This window comes from Pseudomonas sp. 51_B (genome assembly GCF_017491595.1).
Lineage (GTDB): Bacteria > Pseudomonadota > Gammaproteobacteria > Pseudomonadales > Pseudomonadaceae > Aquipseudomonas > Aquipseudomonas promysalinigenes.
The window spans coordinates 1-466 of record NZ_JAFGYW010000321.1 but is presented as its reverse complement, the minus strand read 5'-3'; the positions used below and the strand labels follow the sequence as shown (position 1 = coordinate 466).

At 57.1% G+C, this 466-nt stretch carries 1 protein-coding gene; it reads right to left on the bottom strand.

Translation table 11 applies throughout. From position 1 onward, the window contains the following. Nucleotides 1-311: CoA transferase (locus tag J5M56_RS25035; RefSeq protein ID WP_207938066.1), on the bottom strand; the 311-nt coding region annotated here is incomplete at its 3' end. Nucleotides 312-466: the final 155 nt, after the last annotated feature.

The following is a 466-nucleotide window of genomic DNA, read 5'->3' as shown; positions in this document are numbered from 1 at the left end:
AAGACGCCGGGGCGGAAATTCTCGATGAGGATGTCGGCTTCGCCCAGCAGTTGTTTCAGGATCGCCAAACCGTCCGGGTGTTTCAGATTGAGGGTCAGCGACTTCTTGTTGCGCGCCTGGACGAACCACCACAACGAGGTGCCTTCGTACAATTTGCGCCACTTGCGCAGGGGATCGCCGCCGTCCGGCGACTCTATCTTGATCACCTCGGCGCCGAATTCGCCGCAAATGCGCGAGGCAAACGGCCCGGCGATCAGCGTACCCAATTCAATGACTTTCAGACCCGAGAGCGGTTTGCTGGTGAACGGCATGCGAAATCCTGTAGGACAAGGCTGAACGGATACAGGGTTTTAACATAGCCGGCTGTCAGACGCCGCAGCTCGATCGCCATCAATTCGTTGATTGCCTGTGGCATCGGTTAGACTTGCCGACTTTACTCGTATCAAGAAGCCCGTTCATGGCCCAG